This window comes from Rhizobium sp. SSA_523 (assembly GCF_030435705.1).
In the GTDB taxonomy this organism is placed as follows: Bacteria; Pseudomonadota; Alphaproteobacteria; order Rhizobiales; family Rhizobiaceae; genus Neorhizobium.
In genome coordinates, this window is the sequence record NZ_CP129382.1 from 2,905,190 (window position 1) to 2,928,099 (window position 22,910).

General features: G+C 63.3%; 20 protein-coding genes and 1 tRNA gene. 12 read left to right on the plus strand and 9 right to left on the minus strand.

The features are described from left to right. Positions 1–102 precede the first annotated feature (102 nt). The 12 genes from QTJ18_RS22035 to ccoS all read left to right on the plus strand — a co-directional run bounded on the left by QTJ18_RS22035 (position 103) and on the right by ccoS (position 13,781). Complete coding sequence (locus QTJ18_RS22035) at positions 103–1,965, plus strand: sensor histidine kinase (protein ID WP_252755550.1); 1,863 nt, start codon at positions 103–105, stop codon at positions 1,963–1,965. Continuing rightward, positions 1,962–3,320 carry a sigma-54-dependent transcriptional regulator gene (locus QTJ18_RS22040; protein WP_252755549.1) on the plus strand — a complete coding sequence of 453 codons (1,359 nt, stop codon included), beginning with the start codon at positions 1,962–1,964 and terminating at the stop codon, positions 3,318–3,320. The genes QTJ18_RS22035 and QTJ18_RS22040 overlap by 4 nt, the downstream gene beginning before the upstream one ends. Positions 3,321–3,590: 270 nt before the next feature. After that, positions 3,591–4,907: a UDP-glucose dehydrogenase family protein gene (locus tag QTJ18_RS22045; RefSeq protein ID WP_252755548.1), complete on the plus strand. Its 1,317-nt coding sequence runs from the start codon at positions 3,591–3,593 to the stop codon at positions 4,905–4,907. A gap of 119 nt (positions 4,908–5,026) precedes the next feature. Next, a tRNA-Pro gene (locus QTJ18_RS22050) sits at positions 5,027–5,103 on the plus strand. A 434-nt stretch (positions 5,104–5,537) separates the two neighbouring features. Next, complete coding sequence (ccoN, locus tag QTJ18_RS22055; protein ID WP_252755547.1) at positions 5,538–7,163, plus strand: cytochrome-c oxidase, cbb3-type subunit I; 1,626 nt, start codon at positions 5,538–5,540, stop codon at positions 7,161–7,163. Between the two features lie 12 nt (positions 7,164–7,175). Then, complete coding sequence (gene ccoO / locus QTJ18_RS22060; RefSeq protein WP_252755546.1) at positions 7,176–7,907, plus strand: cytochrome-c oxidase, cbb3-type subunit II; 732 nt, start codon at positions 7,176–7,178, stop codon at positions 7,905–7,907. Positions 7,908–7,918: 11 nt separating this feature from the next. Continuing rightward, positions 7,919–8,071, plus strand: coding sequence for a cbb3-type cytochrome c oxidase subunit 3 (locus tag QTJ18_RS22065; protein ID WP_252755545.1), 153 nt, complete (start codon positions 7,919–7,921; stop codon positions 8,069–8,071). Positions 8,072–8,073: 2 nt separating this feature from the next. Next, positions 8,074–8,937 carry a cytochrome-c oxidase, cbb3-type subunit III gene (gene ccoP / locus QTJ18_RS22070; RefSeq protein ID WP_252755544.1) on the plus strand — a complete coding sequence of 288 codons (864 nt, stop codon included), beginning with the start codon at positions 8,074–8,076 and terminating at the stop codon, positions 8,935–8,937. A gap of 188 nt (positions 8,938–9,125) precedes the next feature. Continuing rightward, on the plus strand, positions 9,126–10,733 hold the full coding sequence (gene ccoG / locus QTJ18_RS22075; RefSeq protein WP_252755543.1) for a cytochrome c oxidase accessory protein CcoG: 1,608 nt from the start codon (positions 9,126–9,128) through the stop codon (positions 10,731–10,733). Beyond that, positions 10,733–11,227: a FixH family protein gene (locus tag QTJ18_RS22080; protein ID WP_252755556.1), complete on the plus strand. Its 495-nt coding sequence runs from the start codon at positions 10,733–10,735 to the stop codon at positions 11,225–11,227. The genes ccoG and QTJ18_RS22080 overlap by 1 nt, the downstream gene beginning before the upstream one ends. Next, a complete protein-coding gene (locus QTJ18_RS22085; protein WP_252755542.1) occupies positions 11,224–13,614 on the plus strand; it encodes a cation-translocating P-type ATPase in 2,391 nt (796 codons plus the stop codon). The genes QTJ18_RS22080 and QTJ18_RS22085 overlap by 4 nt, the downstream gene beginning before the upstream one ends. Continuing rightward, positions 13,611–13,781, plus strand: coding sequence for a cbb3-type cytochrome oxidase assembly protein CcoS (gene ccoS / locus QTJ18_RS22090; RefSeq protein ID WP_252755541.1), 171 nt, complete (start codon positions 13,611–13,613; stop codon positions 13,779–13,781). Before QTJ18_RS22085 ends, ccoS begins: the two co-directional genes overlap by 4 nt. Positions 13,782–13,835: 54 nt before the next feature. On the opposite strand, the gene QTJ18_RS22095 is transcribed toward ccoS, so the two are convergent. The 9 genes from QTJ18_RS22095 to QTJ18_RS22135 form a co-directional block, all read right to left on the minus strand. Then, positions 13,836–14,534, minus strand: a complete 699-nt coding sequence (locus tag QTJ18_RS22095) for a ParA family protein (RefSeq protein ID WP_252755540.1) — start codon at positions 14,532–14,534, stop codon at positions 13,836–13,838. 337 nt (positions 14,535–14,871) lie between these two features. Next, positions 14,872–15,957, minus strand: coding sequence for a protein-glutamate methylesterase/protein-glutamine glutaminase (locus QTJ18_RS22100; protein ID WP_252755539.1), 1,086 nt, complete (start codon positions 15,955–15,957; stop codon positions 14,872–14,874). A gap of 2 nt (positions 15,958–15,959) precedes the next feature. Next, a complete protein-coding gene (locus QTJ18_RS22105) occupies positions 15,960–16,817 on the minus strand; it encodes a CheR family methyltransferase (protein WP_252755538.1) in 858 nt (285 codons plus the stop codon). A 13-nt stretch (positions 16,818–16,830) separates the two neighbouring features. Then, complete coding sequence (locus tag QTJ18_RS22110; RefSeq protein WP_301557791.1) at positions 16,831–17,370, minus strand: chemotaxis protein CheW; 540 nt, start codon at positions 17,368–17,370, stop codon at positions 16,831–16,833. A gap of 239 nt (positions 17,371–17,609) precedes the next feature. Beyond that, on the minus strand, positions 17,610–19,307 hold the full coding sequence (locus tag QTJ18_RS22115; protein ID WP_301557792.1) for a methyl-accepting chemotaxis protein: 1,698 nt from the start codon (positions 19,305–19,307) through the stop codon (positions 17,610–17,612). A gap of 9 nt (positions 19,308–19,316) precedes the next feature. Beyond that, positions 19,317–19,844: a chemotaxis protein CheW gene (locus tag QTJ18_RS22120; protein ID WP_301557793.1), complete on the minus strand. Its 528-nt coding sequence runs from the start codon at positions 19,842–19,844 to the stop codon at positions 19,317–19,319. Then, positions 19,841–22,135, minus strand: coding sequence for a chemotaxis protein CheA (locus QTJ18_RS22125; RefSeq protein WP_301557794.1), 2,295 nt, complete (start codon positions 22,133–22,135; stop codon positions 19,841–19,843). Before QTJ18_RS22125 ends, QTJ18_RS22120 begins: the two co-directional genes overlap by 4 nt. Continuing rightward, a complete protein-coding gene (locus QTJ18_RS22130) occupies positions 22,132–22,500 on the minus strand; it encodes a response regulator (RefSeq protein ID WP_252755599.1) in 369 nt (122 codons plus the stop codon). The genes QTJ18_RS22125 and QTJ18_RS22130 overlap by 4 nt, the downstream gene beginning before the upstream one ends. Continuing rightward, positions 22,497–22,817: an STAS domain-containing protein gene (locus QTJ18_RS22135; RefSeq protein WP_301557795.1), complete on the minus strand. Its 321-nt coding sequence runs from the start codon at positions 22,815–22,817 to the stop codon at positions 22,497–22,499. The genes QTJ18_RS22130 and QTJ18_RS22135 overlap by 4 nt, the downstream gene beginning before the upstream one ends. Positions 22,818–22,910 lie beyond the last annotated feature (93 nt).

The window sequence follows — 22,910 nt, forward strand, 5'->3', positions numbered from 1 at the left end:
AATATATGAAATACTCAAAGCAAATATGTCCTCCTATGGGTAATTGTGCGGATTTTCGCACAAGTGAATTGTCTCGCGAGCGGATTTGTGCACAATGCCGGGATGGCAGTGTCATCAAAATCTTCCCACCGTCGAGAATGGCTTGGGCGCCGCGACGCCGAACGCGGATGGCTTGCATTTTCTCTTGCAGCCCTGGGCGTTATTGCGGTGGCGCTGCTGGTCGCCCAGGCCTTCGCCACCAGCCGAACGCTGATTGCTCTGGAGGACCAGGGTCGCGCGGATGCCGGCCTGAAAGTCGCTCTGCTGAGGGCCGTCCTCGAGCGGCCGCGTTCGCTGCCGCTCATCCTGTCCCGGGATCGCGACGTCTTGGAAGCGCTCGAAGCGCCGACGTCTGCAAATCTGGCGGCGCTCAACCGCAAGCTGGAGGATCTGACATCCGGCACCAATGCTTCAGTTCTCTATCTGATCAACCGGGAGGGCGTCGCCATTGCCTCCAGCAATTGGCGGGAACCGACGAGTTTCGTCGGCAGCGACTATGCCTTCCGGGCCTATTTCACGCAGGCCCTCGACAACGGGCAGGCGGAGCATTTCGCGCTCGGCAATGTCAGCGGCAAACCGGGCCTCTATATATCCCACAGCGTCAAGAGCGCGGAGAGACGAAGCCTAGGCGTCATCGTGGTGAAGGCCGAGTTCGATCAGCTGGAACTCGACTGGCGCAATGCGCTGCGTCCCACGTTCGTGACGGATGACCATGGTGTGGTTCTCATCACCAGCATTCCCGCCTGGCGATTTCATTCCCTCAGCACCGCCTCGCGCGCCGATCTGGAAAGGGTGAGGACCAGCCGCCAGTTCGGCGAGGAAACCTTGTCTGCTCTTCCCGTTTTGCCGCGCGAACCCCTGGGTGACGCTGCGGGCCTTGTCGAAGCGACCCTCCCGGGAGAAAAACCTGATGGCTTCGTGGAGGTGCAGCTGCCGGTAGCAACCACGCCATGGCAGCTTCATTTCCTTCTCCCGGTGCAGCCGGCCCTGAGCTCCGCCATTCGCCAGGCGCAGCTGACCGCTCTCGCCCTCCTTGCCCCCTTCCTTGCCCTTGCCGGCTTCTGGCTGCGTCGCCGTCAAAAGGCCCTGGCTCGCCTGGCGTCCGAGCAGGCTGCACGGGTTGAACTGGAGAGCAGAGTGCGGGAGCGCACTTGGGATCTGAGCCAGGCAAAGGATCGCCTTCAGGCGGAAATGGAGCAGAGGCAGGCCGCCGAGGAGCGGCTTCAGGGTGTGCAGCAGGAACTGGTGCAGGCTAACCGTCTGGCCATTCTTGGCCAGGTGGCGGCCGGCGTCGCGCATGAGATCAACCAGCCCGTCGCCACCATCCGCGCCTATGCGGATAATGCCAGAACCTTTCTCGCCCGGGAGCGGCCGGACAGAGCCATCGACAATCTGGCCGAGATTGGCGGCCTGACGGAGCGGATCGGCGCCATTACGCAGGATCTGAAGGCGCTTGCCCGCAAAGGGCGCGGGAGCCCGGAGCCTGTCGGCGTCCGCGAGGCGCTGACGAGCGCGGTCATGCTCTTGAAGTCCCGTTTTGCCGGAAGACTGGAGGCGCTGAAGCTCGATCTTCCGGAGGATGGCCTGCAGGTTCTCGGAAATCGCCTGCGTCTCGAACAGGTTTTGATCAATCTTCTGCAGAATGCGCTGGAGGCCATCGCTTCCCGTCCGCAGGGGGTCGTCGACGTTCGGGTTCGGGAGGCGAGCGACCGCGTCCTGATCATCGTTGCCGATAACGGGCCGGGCATCGAGCCCGAGATACTTGGCCAGCTGTTTACCCCCTTCACCACCTCCAAGGAGGCCGGGCTGGGCCTGGGCCTGGTGATCGCCAAGGACATTGTCAGCGATTACGGCGGTCGAATCGAGGTGACCACCGGATCTGCGGGCACATGTTTCACCGTCGACCTTATGCGAGCAGGCTCATGAACAAGCGCCCATCCGTTTTCCTGATCGATGACGATCCCGCCCTCCTGCGGGCAACCGTGCAGACGCTGGAGCTCGCCGATTGCGCCGTATCCGCATTTTCATCCGCGGCGGAGGCCCTTGCAGCGCTGGATGCCTCCTTCGACGGCGTGATCGTTTCAGACGTGCGAATGCCGGGAATGGACGGGCTGGACCTGCTTACCCGGCTGCGTGACATCGATCCGGAACTGCCGATCGTGCTGGTGACCGGTCACGGCGATATCCATATGGCGGTAAAGGCCATGCAGGACGGCGCCTATGACTTCATCACCAAGCCTTTCTCCGGCGAGCGGCTGGTCCAGTGCATCCGGCGCGCCGCTGAAAAACGGGCTCTGGTGCTCGACAATCGCGAGCTTCGCCGGCAGGTCGAGGAAAGCGAGCCGGATCTGCCCTTGCTTGGCCAGACGCCGGTCATGGAGCGCCTGCGGCGAACCATCCGGCAGATCGCCGACACGGAGGTCGACGTTCTGCTGATCGGCGAGACGGGAACCGGCAAGGAGGTCGTCGCCAGCCTTCTGCATCGCTGGGGCCATCGCCGCCGCGGCAATTTCGTCGCGCTCAATTGCGGCGCCCTTCCGGAACAGGTGATGGAAAGCGAATTGTTCGGCCACGAACAGGGGGCATTCACCGGGGCGCAGAAACGCCGGATCGGCCGGATCGAGCATGCGAGCGGCGGGACCTTGTTCCTGGACGAAATCGAGAGCATGGCGCCGGCGACCCAGGTGCATATGCTGCGCGTGCTGGAAATGCGGGAGGTCGCCCCGCTCGGGACCAATGAGGTGCGTCCGGTGGACCTGCGGGTGGTGGCCGCCGCGAAGGTGGATCTTGGCGATCCCGGCCAGAGGGGAGATTTTCGCGAGGACCTGTATTACCGCTTGAACGTGGTCACCTTGTCCATCCCCCCTTTGCGGGAGCGACGCGCCGATGTGCCGCTGCTCTTTCGCCATTTCGCTCAGCGCGCCTGCCAGAGATTCCAGCGCGACATGCCGGCCCTCGATCCGGCGACGGCCCGCTTCCTGGCGGAGCATGACTGGCCCGGCAATGTACGGGAATTGACCCATTTCGCCGAGCGTCACGTGCTGGGGCTGGAGCCCGGGAAAGACAGGATGGCGGGACCGGACACCGGAGCGGCCGATCCGCATGCCTTCACTTTGCCAGATCGCATGGCACGTCTGGAAGCCGATATCATCCGCGAAACGCTGACCATGCATGCGGGCGATGCGCGCCGCACGATCGAAGCGCTGGGCATCCCGCGCAAGACCTTCTACGACAAGCTGCAGCGGCACGGGATCGTGCGCGGCGATTACGAAACGCGCTGATGGTGCGCCGCCCTTTTGACAAGTGGCTGTCATGTCCGGCCGCTAGCCTGCCATTAGCCTTCCATGCCGGGCCTGCGACGCGGATCGGGAGACAAAGGCGAGAGGCCCGTGGCCGATCGCGACGAGCGCCTGCAGGCTTTCCGGAAAGATTGCGTGCAAAGAAATCCAGGATCGGAGGATTTGAAAGCGTCGTGCAGCTTCTATATCCCTTCGTCTTGAGCTGATCCTTCGGCCCGCTGTTCTGCAGGGCGTCCATAGAGAGAAGTAAAGATGCGTATCACGATGATCGGTGCCGGCTATGTTGGTCTGGTGTCTGGAGTTTGCTTTGCCGATTTCGGCCATGAGGTCACATGCGTCGACAATGTTGCAGAGAAGGTGGAGGCGCTGCGGGCGGGCGCAATTCCGATCTATGAGCCTGGCCTGGACGAGCTGGTGAGATCGAATGTCAAGGCCGGGCGCCTGACCTTCACCACCGATCTGCAGGCCGCCGTGGCCGATGCGGATGTCGTCTTCATTGCAGTCGGAACACCCTCTCGCCGTGGCGATGGCCATGCCGACCTGTCCTTCGTCTATGCCGCGGCACGCGACATTGCCCATGCGATGAAAGGTTTCACCGTCGTCGTCACCAAATCGACCGTGCCGGTCGGCACCGGTGACGAGGTGGAACGGATCATCTCCTCCGAACGCCCGGATGCCGATTTCGCCGTGGTTTCCAATCCTGAATTCCTGCGCGAAGGCGCGGCGATTTCCGACTTCAAGCGGCCGGACCGGATCGTCATCGGTTCGGAAGACGAGCGGGCAACGGACGTGATGCGTGAGGTCTACCGGCCGCTCTACCTCAATTCCGCCCCGCTGTTCTTCTGCGACCGCCGCACGTCGGAACTCATCAAATATGCGGGCAATGCCTTTCTGGCCATGAAGATCACCTTCATCAACGAGATGGCCGATCTATGCGAAAAGGTCGGTGCCGATGTGCAGAAGGTGGCCAAGGGCATCGGCATGGACAAGCGCATCGGCGACAAGTTCCTGCATGCCGGACCCGGCTATGGCGGCTCCTGCTTCCCGAAGGATACGATGGCGCTGGTCAAGACGGCTCAGGATTATGATGCCCCGGTGCGGCTGATCGAGACCACGGTTGCGGTGAATGACAGCCGCAAGCGGGCCATGGCTCGCAAGGTCGTCGCCGCCTGCGATGGCAATGTGCGCGACAAGAAGGTTGCCCTGCTGGGCCTGACCTTCAAGCCCAATACCGACGATATGCGCGACGCGCCCTCGATCTCCATCATTCAGGCGCTGCAGGATCACGGAGCGCATGTGCATGCCTATGATCCGGAGGGCATGGAGATTGCGCGCACCATGTTGCCGGGCGTCGAGTTCGGCACGGACCCTTATCGCATTGCCGAAGGGGCCGATGTGCTCGTGCTGGTGACGGAGTGGGATGCGTTCCGCGCCCTGGATTTCCGGCGGCTGAAACAGATCATGGCGGCACCCGTGATGGTGGATCTGCGCAATGTCTACCCCTCCGAAGAGGTCATTCGCCATGGCTTCCGCTATGTCGGCGTCGGGCGCAAGACCGACCTTGACTGAGATCCGGACGGTGAGACGGCGGCGGCTGGGACGAGGGTGCGAAGTGCCTTCGCGAAAAAAAAGCGCGGCAAGGAGCTTGTGCAATAAAAATCTGTCGTCTATATGGGCGCCACTGGTCACGGAGTGTAGCGCAGTCTGGTAGCGCACCACGTTCGGGACGTGGGGGTCGAGTGTTCGAATCACTCCACTCCGACCAGCCGAAAGCCCCGCATTGCGGGGCTTTTTCGTTTTCGAAGCCGGGTCCCTTCGAGCCTCTCCGATCCAGACGCGCCGATTGCGTCTTTCCCCGTCACAGCGCCTGCCGAATATCGTCAAAGGATCTGAGGAAAGCCTGTCAAAGGCCCGCCAGTATCAGCCAAAAGTTCGCTAAGAGTTCGCCAAGGTTCGCCAGGCGTTTGCCAACAGTCTGCCAGGTGCCTGAGAGGCACGAGCGCGGATCATGACCCGCCCTTGGACGCAGGCCATGGGCGCTGCGTTCAGGCTGCGCAATCGCTTGTTTTGCGGCTTGTCCCCTGTCGGAAGGTTGATTCAGATCAAGGCCCTGGTCCCCCGTCGATGAGATGGATTGTGGCGGAGGGGTGTGTCGATTTCGACATTCACCCCTGACTGTTCGCCTTTGGGGGATGTTCAATGAACAACACCGTTCCAATCGTGGCGTTGACCGTGGGGGCGTTTCTGGCGCTTCTCGGGGCCGGCTTCGCCCACGATAATCTGTTTGCCGCCCACATGTGGGTGCTTTTCTTTACGCTGACGGCCAGCATGATCGTCCTCCTGCGGCGGTTGAAATTTGCGCCTGCCGGCGCCAGGGCCGCCGCAATCGACCGCTCCGGCTATTTTGACGAAGTGGTCAAATATGGCGCCATCGCCACCACGTTCTGGGGCGTTGTCGGCTTTCTGGTCGGCGTCGTCGTCGCATTGCAGCTGGCCTTTCCGGATCTCAATATCGGACCGTGGTTCAACTTCGGCCGCATGCGGCCGCTGCACACCTCCGCCGTCATCTTTGCCTTCGGCGGGAACGCGCTGATCTGTACGTCGCTCTACGTCGTGCAGCGCACCTCGCGCGCCAGGCTGTTCGGCGGCGACGGCCTCGGCTGGTTCGTCTTCTGGGGCTATCAGCTCTTCATCGTCATGGCGGCCACCGGCTACCTCCTCGGCATCACGCAGGGGCGCGAATATGCCGAACCGGAATGGTATGTCGATCTCTGGCTGACCATCGTCTGGGTCGCCTATCTGGTCGCCTTCCTCGGCACGATCCTGATGCGCAAGGAACCGCATATCTACGTGGCGAACTGGTTCTACCTCGCCTTCATCGTCACGATCGCCATGCTGCATGTCGTGAACAATCTGGCCATTCCGGTCTCCTTCCTCGGGGTCAAGAGCTATTCGGCCTTTTCGGGCGTCCAGGATGCGCTGACCCAGTGGTGGTATGGCCACAATGCCGTCGGCTTCTTCCTCACGGCCGGCTTCCTCGGCATGATGTATTATTTCGTCCCCAAGCAGGCCGGACGGCCCGTCTACTCCTATCGCCTGTCGATCATCCACTTCTGGGCGCTGATCTTCATGTATATCTGGGCCGGCCCGCATCATCTGCACTATACGGCGCTGCCGGATTGGGCCCAGACGCTTGGCATGGTCTTCTCGATCATGCTGTGGATGCCCTCCTGGGGCGGTATGATCAACGGTCTGATGACGCTCTCGGGCGCCTGGGACAAGATCCGCACAGACCCGATCATCCGCATGATGGTCATTGCCATCGCCTTCTACGGCATGTCGACCTTCGAAGGGCCGATGATGTCGGTCAAGGCGGTCAATTCGCTCAGCCATTATACCGACTGGACGATCGGCCATGTGCATTCCGGCGCGCTCGGCTGGGTGGGCATGATCTCCTTCGGCGCGGTCTATTTCCTCGTTCCCAAGCTCTGGAACCGCAACCGGCTCTACAGCCTGGCCATGGTCAACTGGCACTTCTGGCTCGCCACGCTCGGTATCGTCGTCTACGCCGCCGTCATGTGGGTGGCCGGCGTCCAGCAGGGCCTGATGTGGCGCGAATATGATGATCAGGGCTTCCTGGTCTATTCCTTCGCCGAAGCCGTCGCGGCCATGTTCCCCTATTACGTGCTGCGTGCCGTCGGTGGCGCCATGTATCTGGCGGGTTCGCTCATCATGGCCTTCAACATCACCATGACCATCCTCGGCTACGAACGGAAGGAGGCCCTTCCAGGGGCCATGCCCGCCGGTCTGCAGCCTGCCGAATAAGGAGTGATGTCCATGTCACTTATGGATAAACATCAATATATCGAGCGCAACGCGACCCTGCTCCTCGTCGGCTCGCTGCTGGTCGTCTCGATCGGCGGCATCGTGGAAATCGCGCCTCTCTTCTATATCGAGAACACGATCGAGAAAGTGGAAGGCATGCGTCCCTACACGCCGCTGGAGCTGGCCGGGCGCGACATCTATATTCGCGAGGGGTGCTACGTCTGTCACAGCCAGATGATCCGCCCCTTCCGCGACGAGGTCGAGCGCTATGGCCACTACAGCCTCGCGGCTGAGAGCATGTATGACCATCCCTTCCAGTGGGGATCGAAGCGCACCGGGCCGGATCTCGCCCGCGTCGGCGATCGCTATTCCAACGAATGGCACGTCCAGCATCTGATCCGGCCGCGCGATGTCGTGCCGGAATCGGTCATGCCGAGCTATGCCTTTCTGAAGGAGACACCGCTGAAGGTGACGGATGTGACCCTCAATCTGAAGGCCAACCGTCTGGTGGGCGTCCCCTATTCCGACGAGATGCTGGAGAATGCGAAGGCGGATCTGGTTGCCCAAGCCAAGCCCGATGCGGATACCACCGCCCTTCTTGCGCGCTATCCGAAAGCCAAGGTGGGCGATTTCGATGGAGACCCCGCCCATCTGACCGAAATGGATGCGCTGGTCGCCTATCTCCAGATGCTTGGCACGCTGGTCGACTTCTCGACCTATGACGATGCCACCGGCTATCGGTGAGGGAGGCGGCAATGGAAATCTACACGGCAATGCGTCACTTCGCCGATAGCTGGGGCCTGCTCGCCATGGCCCTCTTCTTCATCGGCGTCGTGATCGTCACCCTGCTGCCCGGCGCCAAGTCCTCGGCGCGTGAGGCTGCCAAAATCCCTCTGAAGGAGGATTGATCATGGCGGACAAACATATTGATGACATCAGCGGCGTCGAAACCACCGGCCATGAGTGGGACGGCATTCGCGAGCTGAACAATCCGCTGCCGCGCTGGTGGTTGTGGACCTTCTACGCCACGATCATCTGGTCGATTGCCTATACGGTCATCTACCCCGCATGGCCGCTCCTGACGGATGCGACCAAGGGCGTGCTGGGCTATTCCAGCCGCGGCGAACTGGCCGCCGAAATGGTCAGTGCCAAGGCGGCGCAAGCCGGCATCAGCGATCGCATCGCCAGCGCATCGCTCGAGGAGATCCTGGCCGATCCGCAATTGACGCAGTTCGCCACTGCCGCCGGTGCGGCAGCCTTCAAGGTGAATTGCGTCCAGTGCCATGGTTCGGGAGCCGCCGGTGGAGCCGGCTATCCCAACCTCAACGACGATGACTGGCTGTGGGGCGGCAATATCGAGGCCATTCACCAGACAATCGCCCATGGCGTTCGCTTCGCCGATGATACCGAAGCGCGCTTTTCCGAAATGCCGGCCTTTGCCGATATCCTGAAACCGGAAGAAGTGCGCCAGGTGGCGGCCTATGTCGTCAGCCTGACGAAAACGCCGCGCGACACGCAGATGATCGAGCCGGGCAAGCAGATCTTCATCGACAATTGCGCGTCCTGTCACGGCGAAGACGCCAAGGGCAATCGGGAGTTCGGCGCGCCGAACCTTGCCGACGCCATCTGGCTGAAGGTGAAGGACGAAGCCGAGATCGCCCAGCAGATCCGCCAGCCCAAGCATGGCGTGATGCCGGCCTGGCAGGTGCGGTTGGGGGATGCGACCGTCAAGGAACTCGCGGTCTACATCCATTCCTTGGGTGGCGGTGAATAGGCGGACCCTTGTAGAGCACCGTCAGCAGGGCGGCCGGGGAGACATGCCCCGGCCGCCCTTAGTCTTGTCCGGCACGGCGGGACGGCGCAGGCCGCCTCCGGTAAAGCGGCAGTGTCTTGCGAGTTGATTTCGGTCAAGGCAGGGTGGAGCCATTCCAGCCAAGGTCGGATCCGATGAAGGATTTGACCATGTCTCTCGAAACAGCGCAGTCACAGCAACACAATGCGGATCAGGCAGGAAGCGCTTCGGACGCCGCAGGCCCGCCGCGGCCTTTTTCCACGTCTCCGGAGCCGCTGCCGGAGCCGTTATATGAGGCACGGCGCAAGATCTTCCCGAAGCGGGCTGAGGGGCGGTTCCGCCGCTTCAAATGGCTTGTCATGCTGATCACGCTCGGCATTTATTACCTCACACCCTGGATCCGCTGGGACCGCGGTCCCTATGCGCCGGATCAAGCCGTCCTCGTCGATCTGGCCGGCCGCCGCTTCTACTTTTTCTTCATCGAAATCTGGCCGCAGGAATTCTTCTTCGTCGCCGGGCTTCTGGTCATGGCCGGCTTCGGTCTTTTCCTCGTCACCTCCGCGGTCGGACGCGCCTGGTGTGGCTATACCTGTCCGCAAACCGTGTGGGTGGACCTGTTTCTGGTCGTGGAACGTTTCATTGAAGGCGACCGCAATGCCCGCATGAAACTGGATGCAGCGCCCTGGAGCGCCACCAAGATCTGGAAACGCTCCGTCAAGCACGCGATCTGGCTGGCAATCGCGGTAGCGACCGGCGGCGCCTGGATCTTCTACTTTGCCGATGCGCCCTCACTCGCCTTCGACTTCGTCACCGGCCACGCCAATGTCGTCGCCTATTCGACCGTCGCCGTCTTGACGGCCACCACCTATCTGCTTGGCGGCTTGATGCGCGAGCAGGTGTGCATCTATATGTGTCCCTGGCCGCGCATCCAGGGGGCCATGCTGGATGAAAATTCGCTCGTCGTCACCTATAACGACTGGCGCGGCGAGCCGCGCGGCAAGCACGCCAAGAAGGCGGCAGCGGCAAACCAGGCGGTGGGCGATTGCGTGGATTGCAATGCCTGCGTCGCCGTCTGTCCCATGGGCATCGATATCCGGGACGGCCAGCAACTGGCCTGCATCACCTGCGCCCTGTGCATCGACGCCTGTGACGGCGTGATGGACAAGCTCGGTCGCGAGAGAGGCCTGATCGCCTATGCGACGCTGAACGAATATCAAGCAAATATGGCGCTTGCCACCGATCAGGGGCGCAGCGCGATCGATCCCGGCCGGGTGCGCGATCAGGATGGCAGCTTTTCCGACAAGGTCCGCCACTTCGATTGGCGTGTCATCTTCCGGCCCCGCACCCTCGTCTATATGGGCGTCTGGACCGCCGTCGGCATCGGTCTCCTGGTCGCCCTGCTCAGCCGCGACCGGTTGGAGATCAACGTGATCCATGACCGCAACCCGCAATATGTGCTGGAATCGGATGGCTCCATCCGCAACGGCTATACGATCCGCCTCCTCAACATGGTGCCGGAACCGCGCACGGTCCTCCTGTCGCTCGATGGCCTGACGGGCGCGACGATGAAGATCCCGCTCATCTCCAACGATTTTGCCGACCGCACCTTCGCCATTCCTGTCGAGCCGGACAAGGCCACGGCCGTCAAGGTCTTCGTCACTCTGCCGGCACAGGCGGCGGAGAACGCGCGCGAAGGCTTCCGCTTCATCGCCGAGGACCGGTCCAGCCATGAGCGCGATGTCTACAATGCCACCTTCAACGCCCCGGGAGCCAGATGATGAACGCGCGGCACGCAAAGGAATTCCAATTCACCGGCTGGCATATGCTTGCCGTGATCTGCCTGTTCTTCGGAACGATCATCTCGGTCAACCTGTACATGGCCTATCAGGCCGTCCACAGCTGGAGCGGAATCGTGGTGGAAAACACCTATGTCGCCAGCCAGCAGTTCAATGCCAAGGTCGCCGAAGCGAAAAAACTGGGTGCGACCGGCATCGCCGGCGCGATTTCTGTCGATCGCTCGACGATCCGCTATACGATCGCCGACGCGTCCGGAGCTCCGGTCGAGGCGGAGCGCGTCACGGCCAGTTTCCGCCGTCCGGTCGGCGACCATCAGGATTTCGAGGTCGAGCTTGCCGGCCTCGGTCGTGGCGTCTTCGAAAACAACCGCGCGGTCCTGCCCGGGCATTGGATCGTCGAGATCTCCGCGCTGCAGGGCGGCGAGCGCATCCTCCACCATACCCAGCGCGTCGCGATTGCCGAGGGCGGACAATGAGCTGCTGTGCGCCGGGAACCGAAGCCGCGCTGGAGCTGCAGAGCGGCATGCAGCAACCACCCTCGCGGGAAGAACTGATGCTGGCCAGCCGCGATCTTGGCGGCGGGCTGCGTCAGACGGATCTGAGCGTGCCGCAAGCCCATTGCGGCGCCTGCATCTCATCGATAGAGCGGGCGCTCGCAGCCCTTCCGGGCGTGACACGCGCAAGGGTCAACCTGTCGACCAAGCGGGTGGCGATTACCTGGCGCGCGAAACTGGAGACCGGCCCGAGAACTGGTCAAGAGACGGGTCAAGCGACTGGTGAAGGGACTGAACCGGCCACGGGCCGGGAGATGAAGCCGGTCGATCCGGCAGGCTTCGCTCTCGCCATCCGCAAGGCGACAGGCTATGAGGCCCATCTCTTTTCGGACGAAGCTGAAGACAGCGACCAGTTGAAGAGCCAGCTGATCCGCGGCGTCGCGGTGACCGGTTTTGCGGCGGCCAATATCATGCTCCTGTCGGTTTCTGTCTGGTCCGGCGCCGAGGCCTCCACCCGCGATCTCTTCCACTGGATTTCGGCGGCGATAGCCGCGCCGGCCCTCATCTATGGCGGCCGCTTCTTCTACGAATCCGCCTATCGCGTGCTGGCCAGCGGGCGCACCAATATGGATGTGCCGATCGCGCTGGCAATCACACTGTCCTATGCGGTGTCGCTCTGGGAAACCATCAACCGGGGCGAACATGTCTGGTTCGATGCTACCGCATCGCTGCTGTTCTTCCTGCTGATCGGCCGGACGCTCGATCACATCATGCGCGACCGCGCCCGTTCCGCCGTCACCGGTCTTGCACGGCTGGCGCCGCGCGGCGCTCTCGTGGTTTTGCCGGACGGCAGCCGGGATTACCGGCCGGTTCAGGATGTCATGCCGGGCGATCGTGTGGCGATTGCCGCAGGCGACCGGATCCCCGTGGATGGGCTTGTCGTCGAGGGAGAAAGCGATCTCGACATGTCGATCGTCAATGGCGAAAGCGCACCGGTCACGGTGAGGCCGGGCGATCGCGTCCAGGCCGGCACGTTGAGCCTGACCGGCGGTTTTCTCATCCAGGCCAGCGCCGCCGCCCGCGATTCCTTCCTCGCGGAGGTCATCAGCCTGATGGAGGCTGCCGAAGGGGGCAGGGCGCGCTACCGCAGGCTGGCCGACCGGGCCGCGCAGATCTATTCGCCTGTCGTGCATCTTCTGGCGCTTGTGACCTTCCTGGGCTGGGGATGGATCGGCGGCGACTGGAAACAGGCGCTGCTCATTGCAATCGCCGTCCTGATCATCACCTGCCCCTGTGCGCTCGGCCTTGCGGTGCCGGTCGTTCAGGTGGTCGCTGCCGGCCGCCTTTTCCGCAATGGCATCATGGTGAAGGACGGTTCGGCCATGGAGAGGCTGGCCGAGGTGGAATGCGTCGTCTTCGACAAGACGGGAACGCTGACCCTCGGACGTCCGCGGCTGGTGACGGCGAGCGGCCTGCCAGCCGATCAGGCTCTTGCGGCTGCCATGGCGGGCGCGTCGCGTCATCCTTTGTCGAAAGCAATCACCGAGGCCCATCGCGGGCCGCAGCCGCTCATCGGTCCGGTCCAGGAACTGCCCGGCGAGGGGCTGGTTGCAAGGCTCGACATCGGCACGGCCCGGCTCGGCAAGCGTGCCTTCGCCTGCCCGGATCAGCCGGTCGCCTCTGCCGGAACGCACAGCGAAGTCGTCCTCTCGATCGACGGGAGCGAGGCGGCCTGTTTCACCTTTGAAGATCAGTGGCGGGCAAATGCACGGTCCGCGATAGGCCAGTTGAAGGCGAAGGGTTTGCAGCTTTCGATCCTCTCGGGCGACCGGCAGGGTGTGGTGGCGGGATTGGCCGGCGCTCTTGGCATATCGGATTGGAAGGCCGAGTGTTCGCCGCGCCAGAAGGTCGAAGCCCTGGAGGCGCAGGCGGCGCTGGGGCACAGGACCCTGATGGTGGGTGACGGCATCAATGATGCGCCGGCGCTCAGCGCCGCCCATGTCTCCATGGCGCCGGCAACAGCGGCCGATATCGGACGCCAAGCCGCGGATTTCGTCTTCATGCATGAGAGCCTGGATGCCGTTCCGCTGGCCATCGACGTATCGCAAAAGGCCCGCGCGCTGATTCGCGAGAATTTCGCGCTGGCGATCGGCTACAACCTCATCGCGGTACCGATCGCGATTGCCGGCTTCGCAACGCCGCTGATCGCGGCCGTGGCCATGTCGACCTCTTCCATGATCGTCATTGCCAATGCGCTGCGCCTCAATCAGCTTCGCGGCGGTCGCGCATTGCTGACCGATGGAACGGCCGTCACGCTGGAAGCCAAGGGCAAGGCTACCGGTAAGGACAGGGAGGCGCGCCTCGCATGAATATGTTGATCTACCTCATCCCGATCGCGCTCTTCCTTGGGGCACTCGGGCTCGCCGGATTTCTCTGGTCCTTGCGCAGCGGGCAGTATGACGATCTCGACGGCGCTGCCTGGCGCGTTCTGGAGGAAGATGAGGATCCCGGCGCGCAAAGACCGCCGGCGGGCTGACGGAGACGGGGACGGCAAAGCGGGTGCCTGGCGCACCCGCCGCTTCGCGCATGATCAGGCCACGGATTGCCTTGTGCGGGGTGCCGCGAGTTTCGCCGGCACGCGTCTCAGGATCTCATCGGCGTAAAGCCGCGCGTTTTCCCGCGCCTTGTCCAGATTGCTGACCCGGTCGGCGGTCATGGAATAGAGCGTTCCGCCACAATCGAAGACATCGCGAAAGGCCGAGCGTTCGATGATCGGCGTGTTGAGCACGTCGACATTGCGCTGTGCCAGCAGACCCTTCACCGCCAGGAGGGCGCGGGTGGTCACCATGGAATTGACCCGTGTCAGCACAACGGAATGCGGCACTTTCAGGCCGAGCTTGCTGTCGAGATAGTGCAGGAGTTCCAGAACATGAGCGCCGCCCTGGGCGTCCATTGCGCAGCCCTGGATGGGAATCAGCACGTGATCGGAAAGCCCGATGGCCTTGGCAAGAAGCGGGCTGCGGGCGCCCGGAAGGTCGATCAGGATATAGTCGCTGCTGTGCCGCGACTCCTCCAGGTGGCGATCGATGGAGGCCTGGGTGACGTAAGGCACGACCGACAGACGCTGCAGCGGCTGGGACAGGTCGTACCAGCGCGACATCCAGAATTGCGGATCCGCGTCCAGAACCGTGACGCGATGGCCCTGGCGGGCAAGCTCGGTAGCCAGGAGAAGGACGGCCGTGGTCTTGCCGGCGCCGCCTTTGGTATTGGCGAAAGTAATGACGGGCATGGCTTATCCTGAAGCTTTGTGAAACCTGCGGCGCTCGTTTCTGCCGGCGCCACCCTCCGGCGTCATCATCATCGCGCGACATGGTTAACAATTCGAAAACGGGCGCCGGGCCGGGCAGGCCCTCAATCCTGCATAGGCAGGCGCTGTCACGGAGGAAGAGCGCCGGGACCGGCAGTCGATCCGAACCCTTAGAGCACTGTTCGATCTGATCGGATCAACTCGGCGCTCTCCGTCTCTGTATCCAAAGCATAATCTCACCGATCCTCGTTTCGCTCCGGTCGGATTATGCTCTCATCGCAATGTCCTCCAGCGCTCCCTTGTGGGACCGTTCCAAGGGTTAGTGACGCCGGTCGGCGGACATGATCTCCTGGGCGATCTGGCCGAGCGGAACCACGCGGTCGACGCCGCCGCGGGCGATCGCCTCTTTCGGCATGCCGAAGACCACGGACGTGGCCTCGTCCTGGGCGAGCGTGAAGGCGCCGGCCTGGTGCATTTCCTCCATGCCGCGCGCGCCGTCATCGCCCATGCCGGTCATGATCACGCCCATGGCATTGGAGCCGGCACAGCGTGCCGCCGAGCGAAACAGAACATCGACCGAGGGGCGATGGCGCGAAACCAGCGGGCCGGGCCGGACGGAGACTTCGTAGCGGGCGCCGCGCCGCTCCAGCAGCATATGCTTGTCGCCCGGGGCGATCAGCACGTGACCGCGCAGGACCGGGTCGCCATTTTCCGCTTCCTTGATCTCGACCTCGCAGAGCGTGTTCAGGCGCTTGGCAAAGGCCGCCGTGAACTTTTCCGGCATGTGCTGGACGATCACCATGCCGGGCGCATTGGCCGGCAGGGCTTCCAGGAGCTCGCGAAGCGCCTCGGTTCCGCCCGTCGATGCACCCACGCACACCACCATTTCCGTCGTCTTGGCCATGGCCACGATGCGCGGCGGCGGCAGCACGGCATCGGCGGTGAGCTTGGCCGGAACGGCTTCGCTGGCGGGGCGGAAGCGGCGCAGCTTGCCGATCCTGGCGCGAGCGGCACCTTTGACCGCGTCGCGCACGCGCTCGGCGCTTTCGGCAAGATGGTCTGCGGCGCCGATCTTCGGCTTCAGAATCACGTCGATCGCGCCCGCGTCCAGCGCCTGGAGCAGCGTTTCGGAACCCTCTTCCGTCAGGGAGGAGCACATGACCACGGGGATCGGATGTTGCGACATCAATTTGCGCAGGAAGGTGATGCCGTCCATCTGCGGCATCTCGACGTCGAGCGTAATGACATCGGGGATTTCTTCGCGGATCTTGCGCGCCGCGGCGAAGGGATCGGCGGCCACGCCGATGACCTCGATTTCGGGATCGTCCGACAGGATCTGCGTCAACGCGTGACGGATACTGGCGGAGTCATCGACGATCAGCACCCGGATCTTTGGTCTTTCCATGGCTATACCCGCTTGAAGACAGTGTTGGCGACCTGTCGGATGGGCAGGTTCAAGCCGGCTGCCGTCTCTGAATGGCCGATGAAAAGATAGCCCCCCGGCAGCAGGCATTCGCACAGACGCGACAGGACATGGAGCTGGGTCGGCTTGTCGAAGTAGATGAGAACGTTGCGGCAGAAGATGACGTGCTGGCCATCCTGAACCGGATATTTCTTGTCCATCAGGTTCATGCGTCCGAAGGCGACGTGGCGGCGCAGCACAGGCGCTATCCGCACCTCGCCCCGGCGGGGGTCGACCGGCTCCATCACATATTTGCGGCGAAGCGCGGCTGGCACCGGCTCCATCTGGTCGCGGGGATAGATGGCGCGGCGCGCCGTCTGCAGAACCTCGGTGGAAAGATCGGTGGCCGTCACCGTGAAGGTAAGGTCGGGGCGCGCTTCCAGGGCCTCCCGCATCACCATGGCAAGCGTGAAGGGTTCAGCACCGGTGGAACAGGCCGAACTCCACAGGCGAAGATGGCGCGGCTCCGACTGCAGGAGATCCGGCAGTGCCTTGCCGATCAGGTAGTCGAAATGCGCCGGCTCGCGGAAGAAATCCGTCTTGTTGGTGGTGACGGCGTCGATCAAATAGACGGATTCGCTGTCCAGGCCATCGTGATCGAAGAGATAGGTGCAATATTGGTCGAAACTCGCGATCTGGGTGGCACGGAGCCGTTTGCGCAGCCGGCCCTCCAGCATCGTGATCTTGTTGATCGGCATTTTGATGCCGCTGTATTTATAGATGTAATCGGCGAGACGGTCGAAGTTTCGCCGGCTGAGGCTGTCATCGACGGGCTGGCGCGATACTGCTAAATTAGATGTCACGCAATAAACTCCATCATGCGACGCTTTGATGATCTGGCTGTGCGAGGTTGGTAAGGGCGCTGCTGGCAAGGGCGCTGCTGGAAAGAGCGCTGCTGGAAAGAGCGCTGCCGGAATCGGAGAAGAGGCGGGCGAGATCGACGATGACGACGAAGCCGCCATCGCGGCGCACGACGCCGGCAATATAATCGGAACGCCAGGCAATGCCGATATCCGGGGGGCTCTCGATCCGGCTCTTCTGGAAGGGCACGACCTCGTAGACCCGGTCGGCGACAAGGCCGAGAGTGAGGATGCGGCCGGCAATCGGCACATCGATCACCAGGATTCGGGTATGCGGTGTCTTGTCCGTGCGCGACATTCCGAGCCGCAGGCGCAGGTCGATGACCGGGACGCCCTGGCCGCGCACATCGCGCAGCCCGAGAAGATACTCCGGCCCATGCGGGATCCTGAAGGCCTCCTCATGGTCGAGGATCTCGCGCACCACATCCACCGGCACGGCAAAGATTTCCGCGCCGAGGCTGAAGGTCACGAACTGGGCTTCCTGGTCGCTGGACATGGTCCTTGCACTCCTCTTTTGTCGCATCCTGTTTCCAACCGCAAAACCCTGCCGGGGATTTGATCCTGAAAAAGCGTCCCGCTTCAGGACGCCGTTTCGGAGACAGCGGCGCGTCGTCCAAAATGTCAGGCCCGCTCCACTCGCTTCCGCCGCACTTCGGTGATGCGGCGGATGCCTGGCATGCTTGGTTGCGGAAGGTCCGGCGACTGCCGGACCTAACTGGTGTCGTTTCTTCCTGATCAGGCGCTCTGGCGGAAGGCGTCGTCGTCTTCGTCCGGACCACCGGTCGTCAGATCCAGCGCGAAGCCCTTCACCCGTGCCTGCTGGGCGGCAACGCTGCCGCCGGAGATCCGCACGGGCGCCGGTGCGGAGCGGTTCTGCGCCGCTTTCGGGGCCGGAGCCTTGCCGACCCGGATCCGGGTTGCCGGGCTGCTGGAGACATGCGTGCGCTCCACCCGGAAGAAGGCGATGGAGGCCTGCAGTTCCTCGGCCTGTGCGGCCAGTTCTTCCGATGTCGCGGACATCTGTTCGGAGGCGCTGGCATTTTGCTGCGTCACCTGGTCGAGCTGCTGGATCGCCTGGTTGATCTGGGCAGCGCCGATATCCTGTTCGCGGCAGGCGGCCGAGATTTCCGAAACCAGTTCCGCGGTCTTCTGGATGTCGGGCACCAGACGGTTCAGCATTTCGCCGGCCTCCGTTGCCGCAACCACCGTGTCGCCGGACAGGGCGGAGATTTCCGCGGCCGCGGCCTGGCTGCGCTCGGCAAGCTTGCGCACTTCCGAGGCCACCACGGCAAAGCCCTTGCCATGTTCGCCGGCGCGCGCCGCTTCGACAGCCGCATTCAGCGCCAGAAGATCGGTCTGGCGGGCGATTTCCTGCACGATGGAGATCTTCTCGGCGATGGTGCGCATGGCGCCGACGGCCTTGCCGACGGCCTGGCCGGAGGCTTCGGCATCGCGCGACGACTGGCGGGCGATCTTCTCCGTCTGGCTGGCATTTTCGGCGTTCTGCTTGATATTGGCCGCCATTTCTTCCATCGAGGAGGAGGCCTGTTCGGCCGCCGAGGCCTGTTCGGTCGCGCCCTGGCTCAGCTGTTCCGAGCTTGCCGACAATTCCTGGCTGCCGGAGGAGACATTGTCGGAGGCCGACAGCGCGTCGCCCACCACCGCCCGCAGGCGTTCGATCATCGAATTGACATAGCCGAGAAGTTCGCCGATTTCGTCGCGCGTCGTGATCTTGGCATTGGAGGAGAGATCGCCATCGGCAACGCTCTGTACGGCGGCAACGGCGCTGCGCAGACCATTGTTGATCGACATGGCGATCCAGAAGGCCGCAATCACTGCAATCAACAGGGCGCCTGCCGCCACGGCCAGCATGATGGTGCGCGTCTGTACGTAATCAGCCGCTGCCGTTTCCTTGGCCTCGGCGAGCCGCGCCGTTTCCAAGGCAACCACATCCTCGAAAAGCTTGTCGATCTCGGTCGTCGTCGCGCGGTTCGTGGTATTGGAGACGCGCAGTGCCTCCGGCTGGTTGCCAGACTGGACCAGGGCGCGGATCTGGTCTTCCTGCTTGCGATAATCCTGTTCCAGGTCCCGCAGCCTGTTCCACATCACCATGCCCTGTTCGGTGGCCTTGGCCAGGACGGCATTGAAGGAGGTATCGAATTCCTTGCGCGCTGCATCGCCCTTGGCGATCGCGCCGTTGATCTCTTCCGCGGTGGCGGCCAGGAGCATATTCTTCTGCTGGCGCAGCTGCTGCAGCTGGGCGCCGCTCATCTGCTGGGCAAGGCTGAGGCGCGCTGCCGGTCCTTCGACCACCTGTTCCAGCGTGTCATTCAGATTTCCGAGGCTGATGACACCGAGCGCGGCAACCGCGATCAGCATTGCGATGACGAAGCCGAACGCGGCGGCCAGTTTGAGTTTGATTGTAGCTCGCATGGTAACCCTTCAGTCTGGCGATGCGGCCGGGTGGCCTTGAGATAGATTCCGCTCCTTCTGAGCGGAGAAGATGGTCTTGAGGTTTGGAATGATGATGAACTCGCCCTGACGTCTGACGAGGCAGTCGATGAAGTCTGGCCTCCAGCGCATTCCGACGCTGGGCGGCGGTTCGCCATTGGCCTGTTCGAGTGTGGTGACCTCGTGGACCTTGTCGGTCCGGATTCCGGTCAAGGTCGGCTCGCCGTCGAGATCGAGTTCGATGACGATGATGCGGCTGTCGATGGTGGTGGTGGTTGCCTCCATGCCGAAGGCGAGCCGGATATCGGCCAGCGGGATGACCTTGCCGCGGAAGTTGATGACGCTTGCGACGAAGGGCTTGGCGCCGGGCACCGGGGTTTCGGGCAGAAGGTCGAGGATTTCCTGGACTTTCACCGCCTCGAGCGCGAACATTTCGCCGGCGATCTCGAAGGCGAGGACCTCGATCTCCTGGCGGCCTTCCCAAAGATGGTCTGGTAGCTTGCGCAATGCTTCGCTCATCCTGCCGCGCGCAAATGCGCCTCCTGTTGCTGACCGGCCGCCACGAGATGGGCGACATCGAGAATGAGGGCGACGCCGCCATCGCCGAGAATGGTCGCACCGGAGAAGGTGACGACGTCGTGATGCAGCTTGGACATGGCCTTGATCACGGTCTGGTGGTCGCCGATGATCTGGTCGACGACGAGGCCGACGCGCTCGGCGCCGGTGGAGATGACGACGACCTTCTGGAAGGGATCGGGCTTTGTGCCGGTCTGGAAAAGATCGCGCAGGCGGATGAAGGGGACCAGGCTGTCGCGCAGCGAGATGAAGCTTCGCCCGCGCGAGCGCATGTCGTCTTCGACGGAGAGTTCGAGACATTCCTCGACGGCGGACAGCGGGATGACGTAGCGGCCCGTGCCGACGCGCACGAGCAGGCCGTCGATGATGGCCAGCGTCAGCGGGATGGCGAGCGCGATCTCGGAGCCCTGGCCGGGCCTGGAGACGACATTGATGGTGCCGCGCAGCGCATCCACGGTGCGCTTGACGACATCCATGCCGACGCCGCGGCCGGACAGGTTGGTGACCTGCTGGGCGGTGGAGAAGCCCGGCTGGAAGATCAGCTGCAGCAGGTCCTGGTCGGAAAGCGTGGCATTGGCGGCGATGATGCCGGAGCTTTCGGCCTTGGCGCGCACCCGCTCGCGGTCGATGCCGCGGCCGTCATCCTTGATGGTGATGATGACCTCGCCGGCCTGCTGGCGAGCGGCCAGCAGGATGCGGCCGGTGGGCGATTTGCCGCTTGCGCGCCGTTCCCCGGCGCTTTCCAGCCCGTGATCGCAGGAATTGCGCACCAGATGCACGAGCGGATCGGCCAGCCGCTCGATGACGCTCTTGTCGACCTCTGTGGTTTCGCCTTCGGTGACGAGCTCGATCACCTTGCCGGTCTCGATGGCCAGATCATGGACGAGGCGGCGGAAGCGGCCGAAGAGCTGGGCCACCGGCACCATGCGCAGCACCATCATCGTGTCGCGCAGCTCGCCCGACAGGCGCTCGACATCCTCGGAGACGGCGCGCAGCATCAGGTCGCCGCTAGAGCCGGCGAGCTGGCTGAGGCGCGACTGGGCAATCACCAGCTCGCCGACCCGGTCCATCAGCTCGTCCAGCCGTTCGGCCGGCACGCGGACATTCTCGGCAGCCTTCTGCTGCTTGGCATCGGCAGGCGCCGCGGCGCGCCCTGAAGGAGAAGCGGGGGAGGTCGCCAAAGACGCTGAAGATGCAGGCGCCGGGGAGGCGCCAACGGACGGGGCCGAAAAAGCGGTGATGGAGGCCGAAGGCGCATCCGGCGCGGCCGCTGCAGCGGGGCCATCGGCGGCAGGCTCGGGTACGGCAGGCTCGGGTACGGCAGGCTCGGATACGGCAGGCTCGGATACGGAAGGCTGGGATGCGGCAATCGTCGGCGCTGTATCGTTGTCCGGCGCAGGGGCCAGGCTCACCGAAAGCTCCATATCGTCCATGACGAAGATGAACACGTCGTCGATGGCCGAGCGCGGCTTGTCGGTGACAAGCTCCAGCGTCCAGCCGATGTAGAGATCGGTGGCGACCAGCGTATCGATGGCGGGAACAGGGCTGATATCAGCCAGGACGGTGCAGGCGCCGAGCTCCCTCAGCTCGTCGAGCAGGCCGAGCGGATTGGTGCCATTGGCCATGGCATTCTGTGGCAGGCGAAAGCGGATGCGATAGGTCACGGCCTGACCGGCGGGTCCGGACGAAGAGGCAGAGACAGGGCCAGAGACAGAGGTTGAGCCAGGGGTGGATCCAGGGGCGGAGACAGAGGTCGGGAGCGGGGCCGGCGCAGCGCCATCTGCGGCACAAGGTCCGCCGGGCTCATCGGCTCCATCCATGCCCCCATCCTTGCCCCCTTCCTTTCCGGCACCTCCCGCGGCGGCGGCAACCGCGCAGCGCAGGCGCGCCAGCAGGGTCTCGCTCATCTCGTCATGCTGGCCGCCCGGCACCTCGATGAGTGCCCGCATATGGTCGGTGGCGCCGAGCACGGCGGTGACGAGATCGTGCGTTGCCGGCACCAGGCCCTTGCGCACCTGGTCGAAGGCGGTCTCGCAATGATGGGTGAAGGCGGCAAGCGCCTCGAAGCCGAACATGGCGCCGGAGCCTTTGAGCGTATGCAGACCGCGAAAGACCGCATCCACCTGCTCCTTGTCGGCAAGGTCGTGGTTGAGGTCGAGAAGACCCTGTTCCACCTGCTCGAGAAGCTCGGCAGCCTCGGTGCGGAAGACGGCGATCGGATCGGGGAAACTCATCGGCCGAGCACTTTCTTGGCGATCTTGACGAGGCTTTCCGGATCGAACGGCTTGGTGAGCCAGCCGGTCGCGCCGGCGGCTTTCGCCTGCGCCTTCAGTTCATTGTCGGATTCGGTGGTGAGAAAGATCACCGGCACGCCCATCAAGGCCGGGATCTTGCGCAGCTCGCGGATCATCGTCAGCCCGTCCATATTGGGCATGTTCAGATCGGTCACGACGAGGTCGAACTGGCCAGCGGACAGTTTGGCAAGCCCGTCCCGGCCATCCACCGCCTCGGTGACGCTGTAGCCGGCATTGGAAAGGGCCACGCGCGTGGTCAGCCGGATGCTGGCGGAATCGTCGACGGTGAGGATGCGGGCGGTCATGCGGTTACTCCTTCATGAAGCCAGAAGTGCCGGTCCTGAGCCGTCATGGCCGAGAGAAAGCCGGCCCGATCCAGAAGATCGAGAAGGCTGCCATCGGCGGCACGCGACAGGCGGACAACACGGCCGGCCGTGCCCGCATAAATGCGGGCCGATTCCAAAAGCTGCAGAAAACTCAGATCGAATTGCGCATCACCGGCAAGGTCGAGCTCAACCAAACCGTGCTGCGACAGAGCAGACAGAAGCCTCTCCTGATGCGCCGAAATCGACCGGAGCGTGAGATTGCCGTCAAGGCGTAGCGCAATACAGTTCTGGTCCATCGGTCCCGCGTCCCGCCTCTGTCAGTATGCAAAAATACACGGAAAAGATGATAGGCGATGATTAACAAGCCTCTAAGATAGTAAGACAAATTT